General features: G+C 67.3%; 8 protein-coding genes. 1 reads left to right on the forward strand and 7 read right to left on the reverse strand.

Annotated elements, in window-relative coordinates; all coding sequences use genetic code 11:
• Positions 1–440, forward strand: a 440-nt coding sequence (locus QOI01_RS11550; RefSeq protein ID WP_526380978.1) for a TetR/AcrR family transcriptional regulator, incomplete at its 5' end; no start/stop codon positions are given.
• On the opposite strand, the gene proB is transcribed toward QOI01_RS11550, so the two are convergent.
• The 7 genes from proB to QOI01_RS11585 form a co-directional block, all read right to left on the reverse strand.
• Complete coding sequence (gene proB, locus QOI01_RS11555; RefSeq protein WP_526380980.1) at positions 437–1,552, reverse strand: glutamate 5-kinase; 1,116 nt, start codon at positions 1,550–1,552, stop codon at positions 437–439. The genes QOI01_RS11550 and proB overlap by 4 nt on opposite strands.
• Positions 1,549–3,003 carry a GTPase ObgE gene (obgE, locus tag QOI01_RS11560; RefSeq protein ID WP_526380982.1) on the reverse strand — a complete coding sequence of 485 codons (1,455 nt, stop codon included), beginning with the start codon at positions 3,001–3,003 and terminating at the stop codon, positions 1,549–1,551. The genes proB and obgE overlap by 4 nt, the downstream gene beginning before the upstream one ends.
• 125 nt (positions 3,004–3,128) lie before the next feature.
• Positions 3,129–3,395 (reverse strand): 50S ribosomal protein L27, encoded by a 267-nt coding sequence (rpmA, locus tag QOI01_RS11565; RefSeq protein WP_526380984.1) that lies wholly within the window; start codon positions 3,393–3,395, stop codon positions 3,129–3,131.
• A gap of 16 nt (positions 3,396–3,411) precedes the next feature.
• The gene (rplU, locus tag QOI01_RS11570; protein WP_526380986.1) at positions 3,412–3,723 is read right to left on the reverse strand and encodes a 50S ribosomal protein L21; all 312 of its coding nucleotides are present in this window, start codon (positions 3,721–3,723) and stop codon (positions 3,412–3,414) included.
• A gap of 191 nt (positions 3,724–3,914) precedes the next feature.
• Positions 3,915–6,587 carry a ribonuclease E gene (rne, locus tag QOI01_RS11575; protein ID WP_526380988.1) on the reverse strand — a complete coding sequence of 891 codons (2,673 nt, stop codon included), beginning with the start codon at positions 6,585–6,587 and terminating at the stop codon, positions 3,915–3,917.
• Positions 6,588–6,905: 318 nt separating this feature from the next.
• Positions 6,906–7,316, reverse strand: a complete 411-nt coding sequence (gene ndk, locus QOI01_RS11580; protein ID WP_526380990.1) for a nucleoside-diphosphate kinase — start codon at positions 7,314–7,316, stop codon at positions 6,906–6,908.
• An 11-nt stretch (positions 7,317–7,327) separates the two neighbouring features.
• Positions 7,328–7,657, reverse strand: a 330-nt coding sequence (locus tag QOI01_RS11585; protein ID WP_526380991.1) for a DUF4233 domain-containing protein, incomplete at its 5' end; no start/stop codon positions are given.

Genomic DNA, 7,657 nt, shown 5'->3' on the forward strand with positions numbered 1-7,657 from the left:
GCAACCTGCTGCGCCGCCTGACGGGCCAGGTGTTCGACGACCTTGCCAGTGCCGCCGAGCGTTGGTGGGGTGTTTCCCGACGTCGTGATCCCGCCGACGTGCTGGCCGCCATGTGCGGTCTGGTCGCCAGCTACCGGCATCACCAGCCTCTGCTGGAAGCGCTCAACGAAATGGCAGCCTACGACCCGCAGGTCGGCGCCATCTACCGGGACATCCTCACCACCATCGCGGCGCGGCTCGCTGCGGTCATAGAAGAGGGCCAGCGTGATGGCTTCATCCGCCCAGAGCTGTCCGCGGAGACAGCGGCCAGCACGCTGACCTGGATGGCCGAGCGAACCTGTCAGCAGAATCTGCCAGGCAGACCTGCGTCGTATGACGCCGAACTGGCGGCGACGCTGACCCAGATCGTCTGGGGCGCTTTGTATCTCGAGGCGCCCTAGACGGCGACGAGATCGTCGGCATGCACGGCAGGGCGGCGCATCTCCGCGGGTAGATCCGATGTCGAGCGGCCGACCATCGTGGCCAATTCCGTTGCGTCGTAAGCTACTACGCCGCGCGCGACCACCGTACCGTCCAGGCCGCGCAGCTCGACCACGTCGCCGCCGTGGAAGCGACCTGACACCTCGGTGATACCCGCGGGCAGCAGCGAGCGACGCCGCTCGACCACGGCGCGGACGGCGCCGTCATCGAGCATCAACGCCCCCATCGATTCCGCGGCGTAACGGACCCAGAACCGTCGCGAGGACATGCGTTCAGACCGCGGCGCGAACACGGTCCCCACCGAGGCGTCGGCGAGTGCCTCGGACGCGTTCGCGGCCGCGGCCAGCAGCACCGGTACGCCTGCATCGGCCGCCAGCAACGCCGACGACAACTTGGACGCCATACCCCCGGTGCCGAGCTTGCTGCCGCCCCCTGCGATGACGCCGTCGAGGTCATCGGGCGCCCCCACCTCGGAGATGAAGCGCGCCGGTCCGGCCTTGGACGCCTTGCGCGGGTCACCGTCGTAGAGCCCGTCGATGTCGGAGAGCAGCACCAGCGCGTCCGCTCCGACGAGGTGCGCGACCAACGCCGAAAGGCGGTCGTTGTCACCGAACCGGATCTCGTTGGTGGCGACGGTGTCGTTTTCGTTGACGATCGCCACCGCGTGCAGTGCGCGCAGCCGGTCCAGCGTGCGCTGAGCGTTGGTGTGCTGCACCCGCATCGAAATGTCGTGGGCGCTGAGCAGCACCTGGCCGACGGTGCGGTCGTACCGCTGAAACGCAGCACTCCAGGCATTCACCAACGCCACCTGACCGACGCTGGCCGCAGCCTGTTTGGTGGCGAGGTCGGCGGGTCGCCTGGACAGACCGAGCGGCTCGATCCCCGCGGCGATCGCACCCGAGGACACGATGACGACGTCGGAGCCCGCCTTCATCCGTGCCTCGATGGCATCGGCCAAGGAGGCGAGCCTGCTCGCGTCGAACACGCCCTTCGGCGTTGTCAGCGCGGTGGTTCCGATCTTGACGACGACGCTGCGGGCGGTTCGGATCGCGTCGCGGTGCGGGCTGGTCACGACTGCTCGTCGTGTGCGCGACTTTCCCGTCGCTGCTTGCGGGCGATCTTGCGCTCGTCCGCGCGAACCCGATCGTCCTGTTCGAGTCGCAAGTCCGTGCCACGCCCCGACATCGTGACATCGATGCCTGCGGGCGTCTGCGGCTCCCAGTCGAAGGTCATGTCGCCGATGGTCACCGCGCAGCCGCGCTTCGCACCCTGTTTCAGCAGTTCGTCCTCGACGCCGAGCCGCGCCAGCCGGTCGCCCAGATAGCCGACGGCCTCGTCGTTGGTGAAGTCGGTCTGACCGATCCACCGCTCCGGACGTTCGCCGCGCACCACGAAGCCGCCCTCGCCGTCGGACTTCACGGTGAATCCGCTCTTGTCGATCGGGATCGGCCGGATCACCGGGCGGCGGGCCGCGACCACGGGTTGCGCTGCGCGGTAGGCGGCCACCATGTCCCACAACGCGAACGTCAGGGGCCGCAGGCCATCCCGGCTGACGGTGGACACCTCGTAGACGGGCCAGCCGTACTTGCTCGCCACCTCGTCGCGGACGAAGTCGGCGAGTTCGCGCGCGTCGGGCACGTCGATCTTGTTGAGCACCACCGCCCGCGGCCGGTCGGCGAGGTCACCGAGCGACGAATCCCCCTGCAGCGTCGGGGTGTAGGCAGCCAGTTCGGCCTCCAGCGCATCGATGTCCGAGATCGGGTCGCGCCCGGGATCCATCGTCGCGCAATCGATCACGTGCACGAGGACCGCGCAGCGCTCGATATGGCGCAGGAAGTCGAGCCCAAGTCCGCGGCCCTGCGAGGCGCCGGGAATCAGACCGGGAACGTCCGCGACGGTGAAGGTGTGCTCCCCCGCCGCGACCACACCAAGGTTGGGCACCAGCGTGGTGAACGGATAGTCGGCGATCTTGGGCTTGGCCTTCGAGATCACCGACACCAGGGAGGACTTGCCCGCCGACGGGAAACCGACCAGGCCGACGTCGGCGACGGTCTTGAGCTCCAGGGTGAGGTCACGCGCCTGGCCGGGCTCCCCGAGCAGGGCGAAGCCAGGTGCCTTGCGGGCCCGCGATGCGAGCGACGCGTTTCCGAGCCCGCCGCGTCCGCCAGCGGCGGCTTCGAAACGGGTGCCCTCACCGGTCAGATCGGCGAGCAGCCGGCCGTTCTCATCGAGGACGACGGTGCCGTCCGGCACTCTCAGCTCGAGGTCGTCGCCGAATGCGCCGTCGCGGTTGTTGCCCATCCCCTGTTTGCCGGAGGGCGCGTCGACGTGCGGATGGAAGTGGAAGTCGAGCAGCGTGTGCACCTGCGGATCGACGACGAGGACAATGCTGCCGCCGCGACCGCCGTTGCCACCGTCAGGGCCGCCAAGCGGCTTGAACTTCTCTCGATGTACCGATGCGCAACCTCTACCGCCGCTGCCTGCGCGTGCATGAATGACAACGCGATCGACGAAACGAGCCATCAGACTTCCTTCCCGTCGAGTGTGCAGCTAGTGCGGCGATGAGCGCTTGCGCGAAGAGCATCGGGCACAGTCGAGTAGTCGAGAACTCGCGGCTGCTTCACATTCGCGGAGAGGTCCTCGAACTACTAGGACTCGATGCGTGCGGTGCGGACGATGTTGACCGTTTTGCGCCCACGCTTGACGCCGAAGAGCACGGCGCCGGGAGCGGTGGCGAACAGCGTGTCGTCGCCACCACGGCCGACGTTGACACCGGGGTGGAAGTGGGTGCCGCGCTGGCGGACGATGATCTCGCCCGCCTTGACGACCTGACCGCCGAACCGCTTCACGCCGAGGCGCTGTGAATTGGAGTCGCGACCGTTGCGTGAGCTGGAAGCGCCCTTCTTGTGTGCCATTAGTTCGCTCCCTTACTTACTTGATGCCCGTGACCTTGACGACCGTCAGCTTCTGACGGTGGCCCTGGCGTTTGTGATAACCGGTCTTGTTCTTGAACTTGTGGATGCGGATCTTCGGGCCCTTGGTGTGCTCGAGCACCTCGGCGGTCACGGCGACCTTCTCCAGGTCCTTCGCGGCGGTGGTGACCGTCGCACCGTCGACGACCAGCGCCACGGGCAGCGAGACGGAAGCGCCGGCCTCGAGCTCCAGCTTCTCGACCTTGACTATGTCTCCGACCGCGACCTTGTACTGCTTGCCGCCGGTCTTGACGATTGCGTATGTCGCCATCGTTCTCCGTCTTCCTCTACTTCGCTTACGGGCGCGCGCCACCCGGAGGCTGCGAACGCGGGTCTTGGGTGCGGGGGTCAATCCCCGCGTGTCGCGGACCCAGTCGTTACGGGGGTCTGCAGACAACTGTGCAAGGTTACGTGACCAGCGGGTAAAGGGTCAAACCGCGCCCTGCCCGCGGCGGCTACGCCTCATGAGACCGGCGGACCAGCGGGACGGGCGGCCGCGCGACGGCGCCGGGGACGCCCCGCAGCGGCGATGAGCGGCTCGTCGTCGTCGTCCTCGTCGGAGTCGTCGTCCTCGGAGTCGTCATCATCGTCATCGTCGTCATCCTCGGAGTCGTCGAGGTCGTCGTCCTCGTCGTCCTCGTCGTCCTCGTCATCGTCGATGACTTCGATGTCCTCGTCGTCGTCCTCGTCATCGTCGATGACTTCGATGTCCTCGTCGTCCAGGATCTCCTCGACGGGACGGGTCAAGACTGCCGCGTCCTCGGATCCGTCACCGACGGTCTCTCCGGCGCCCTCGGCGGCCTCCAGCACCGTCGGATCGTCGTCGCCTTCCTCGTCGTCTTCGCGTCCGGTGGCGGCCGCCATTGCTCTGAACATCGGATGCTCACCGGACGTGTGCACGGGCACCTTGGCGACCTGCACCTCGTCTTCGGTGCGACCACCCTTCTTGCCACGCTTGCTGCGCCGCCCGGTGCCCGGCTCGCTCTTTCGGCCGGCGGCCGAGGATGTCGAGTCGATGGGGTCGCTGTGCAGCAATATCCCGCGACCGGCGCAGTGCGGACACGTCGTGGAGAAGGCCTCGATGAGCCCGGTGCCCAGCTTCTTGCGGGTCAGCTGCACCAGCCCGAGCGACGTCACCTCGGACACCTGGTGGCGGGTGCGGTCCCTGGACAGCGCCTCGGTGAGGCGACGAAGCACCAGGTCGCGGTTCGACTCCAACACCATGTCGATGAAGTCGATGACGATGATGCCGCCGATGTCGCGCAAGCGCAGCTGGCGGACGGTCTCCTCGGCGGCCTCGAGGTTGTTGCGCGTGACGGTCTGCTCGAGATTTCCACCCGAGCCGGTGAACTTGCCGGTGTTGACGTCGACGACGGTCATCGCTTCGGTCCGGTCGATCACCAGCGTGCCGCCGGACGGCAGCCACACCTTGCGGTCCATCGCCTTGGTCAGCTGTTCGTCGACGCGGTGCACGGCGAAGACGTCGGGTCCACCCGAGGCAGCCGACTCGTACTTGCTCATGCGCGGAAGTAGCTCTGGCGCAACCGATGTCACGTACTCGCTAATGGTGGTCCAGGCTTCGTCACCGGAGACGATCAGACCGGTGAAGTCCTCGTTGAACAGATCGCGGATCACCTTGACCAGGACGTCGGGCTCTTCGTACAACGCCATCGCGGCGCCTGCGGCCTTGGCGGTGATCTCGGCGCCCTTGGCCTCGATCTCGTTCCACCGCTCCTGCAACCGATTGACGTCGGTGCGGATGTCGTCTTCCTTGACGCCCTCCGAGGCGGTGCGGATGATGACGCCGGCGTCGGCCGGAACGACCTCCCGCAGAATCTCCTTCAACCGCTGGCGCTCGGTGTCGGGAAGCTTGCGGCTGATCCCGGTCGAGGATGCGCCGGGAACGTAGACCAGGTAACGCCCCGCCAGGGACACCTGAGTGGTCAGGCGTGCGCCCTTGTGACCGACCGGATCCTTGCTGACCTGCACGATGACGTAGTCACCGGGCTTGAGGGCCTGCTCGATCTTGCGGTTGGCGCCGCCGAGACCCGCGGCCTCCCAATTCACCTCGCCGGCGTACAGCACGCCATTGCGCCCGCGGCCGATGTCGACGAACGCCGCCTCCATCGACGGCAGGACGTTCTGCACGATGCCGAGGTAGACGTTTCCGACGAGCGACGCGGACGCGGCGCTGGTCACGAAGTGCTCGACGACGACACCGTCCTCGAGCACCGCGATCTGCGTGTAACGACCGCCCTCGTGCGGCGGTTCGGTGCGAACCTTGTCGCGGATCACCATCATCCGCTCGACGGCTTCGCGCCTGGCCAGGAACTCGGCCTCACTTAGGATGGGTGGACGACGGCGACCCGCGTCGCGACCGTCGCGGCGGCGCTGACGCTTGGCCTCCAGCCGAGTCGACCCGGCGATGCCCTGAATCTCGTTGTTGACCTTCGCGGCCTTCTCGGCCCGCGGCGGACGTTCGTGCACGACGGTGTTCGGCGGGTCGTCGGGCGAGCCGTCTTCGTCTCCGTCGCCACCGCTGGACTTGCGTCGACGCCTGCGCCTCCGGCGACGGTTCGCACCGTCACCTCCCGCGTTCTCGTCATCCGCGTTCTCGTCGTCGGCGCCGTCGTCGTCAGCGGTGTCGTCCGAGTCGCTGGCCTCGACCGCGTCGTCCTGGCCGTCGCCGTCGACGTCGTCGTCGGCGCTCTGTTCGCCGCGACCACGCCCGCGTCCACGACGGCCGCGGCGGCGGCGCTTGTTCGCAGGCCGATCGCCCTGCTCGTCGTCGGCATCGCCTGTGGCGTCGTCCTCGTCATCGCCGTCGTCATCGCCGTCGTCATCGTCGTCGTCGTCTTCGTCGTCTTCTACTGCGACGACGACGGGTTTCGGAGCGACGAACGCGACGGGCTGCGGCGCGACGAATAACGGCATGTAGGCCGCGGGCGCCGTGCTGGGCGGGAGTGGCTCGGGCACAGGCGGCGGCTCGGGATCGACCTCCAGGGCCTCCGCGGTCTTGGAGACGGGCTCGACGAAGACGTCGACATGCGGCTGGCTTAGCTGAGCGGACACGTCCTCATCGCGCTGAGTGTCTTCTGATACGTCGAATGGGGCGGCAAAATCACGGTCAGCCACGTACTCTCCTCAAGCCCCCGGGCGCGTCGTGTCGACGCGGCCACGCGAGGGCTTTCGCTATGGACCCGTGGAACTCTTCCCGGGCTTGTCATGGTCTCGCTCCGAGCAGCTCCGAAAATGGAGCCCTCAGTGCCTGGCTGAATGACGGCTGGACGCCGCGCCGCACTCGGAAGGCTCCTTGGTGGTCGCGCTCGTCTAAGTCTTCATCCGGGTGTCCAGCCTCGTTATGAAGCTGCTCACCCTGGGCCAGTATCCCACATCGCGGCGCGGATTCCGACGATGCGTCCTCGGACGCCCCCCGAGAGGCTCCGTAGCCAGCTAACGGCCGGGGAACCAGAGCTCGATCTCACGGACCGCGGAATCGGGCGAATCCGAGCCGTGGACGAGGTTGTCCTGAGTGACCAAGGCCAGGTCACCGCGTATGGAGCCGGGCGTGGCCTTCTCGACCGGATCGGTACCGCCAGCGATCTGGCGAAACGCCGCAACGGCACGCGGGCCCTCCACGATGGCCGCCACGACCGGACCCGAGGTGATGAATTCCAGCAGTGACGGGAAGAACGGCTTGCCCTCGTGCTCGGCGTAGTGCTGCCGGGCGAGGTCCTCGCTGACCGCCTTGAGTTCCAGGGCCGCGATGGTCAGGCCCTTGCGTTCGATTCGGCTGAGGATCTCGCCTACGAGGAGGCGCTTCACGCCGTCGGGCTTGACCAGTACCAGGGTCCGCTCAGTCACGTCGACGAAGACTACTCGTCAGAAGGCCGACGCTGCTGACCGGGCAGCAGGCCCCGGTCCTGACGGCGCTTGACCTCGGCACGCAGATGGGCGATCAGCAACCACACCGCGGCGAAGACCACACCGATGAATCCGATCGCGGCGTGGATGACGACCCCACCGATGAGCACCACCTGGACGGCGATATCGGCCTTCAGCGCCCACGGCTTGCCCTGCAATCCGGCCAGCAGGATCAGAACGCCCGTCATCCCGATGAGGAAGCCGCCACTTGTCCATGTCAGTCCGCCGTGGGAGAACGACACCACCGGCAGCGCAAGCAGAACCACGATGGCCTCCAGAAT

It is taken from the genome of Mycobacterium sp. (assembly GCF_032162605.1).
Taxonomy (GTDB): domain Bacteria; phylum Actinomycetota; class Actinomycetes; order Mycobacteriales; family Mycobacteriaceae; genus Mycobacterium.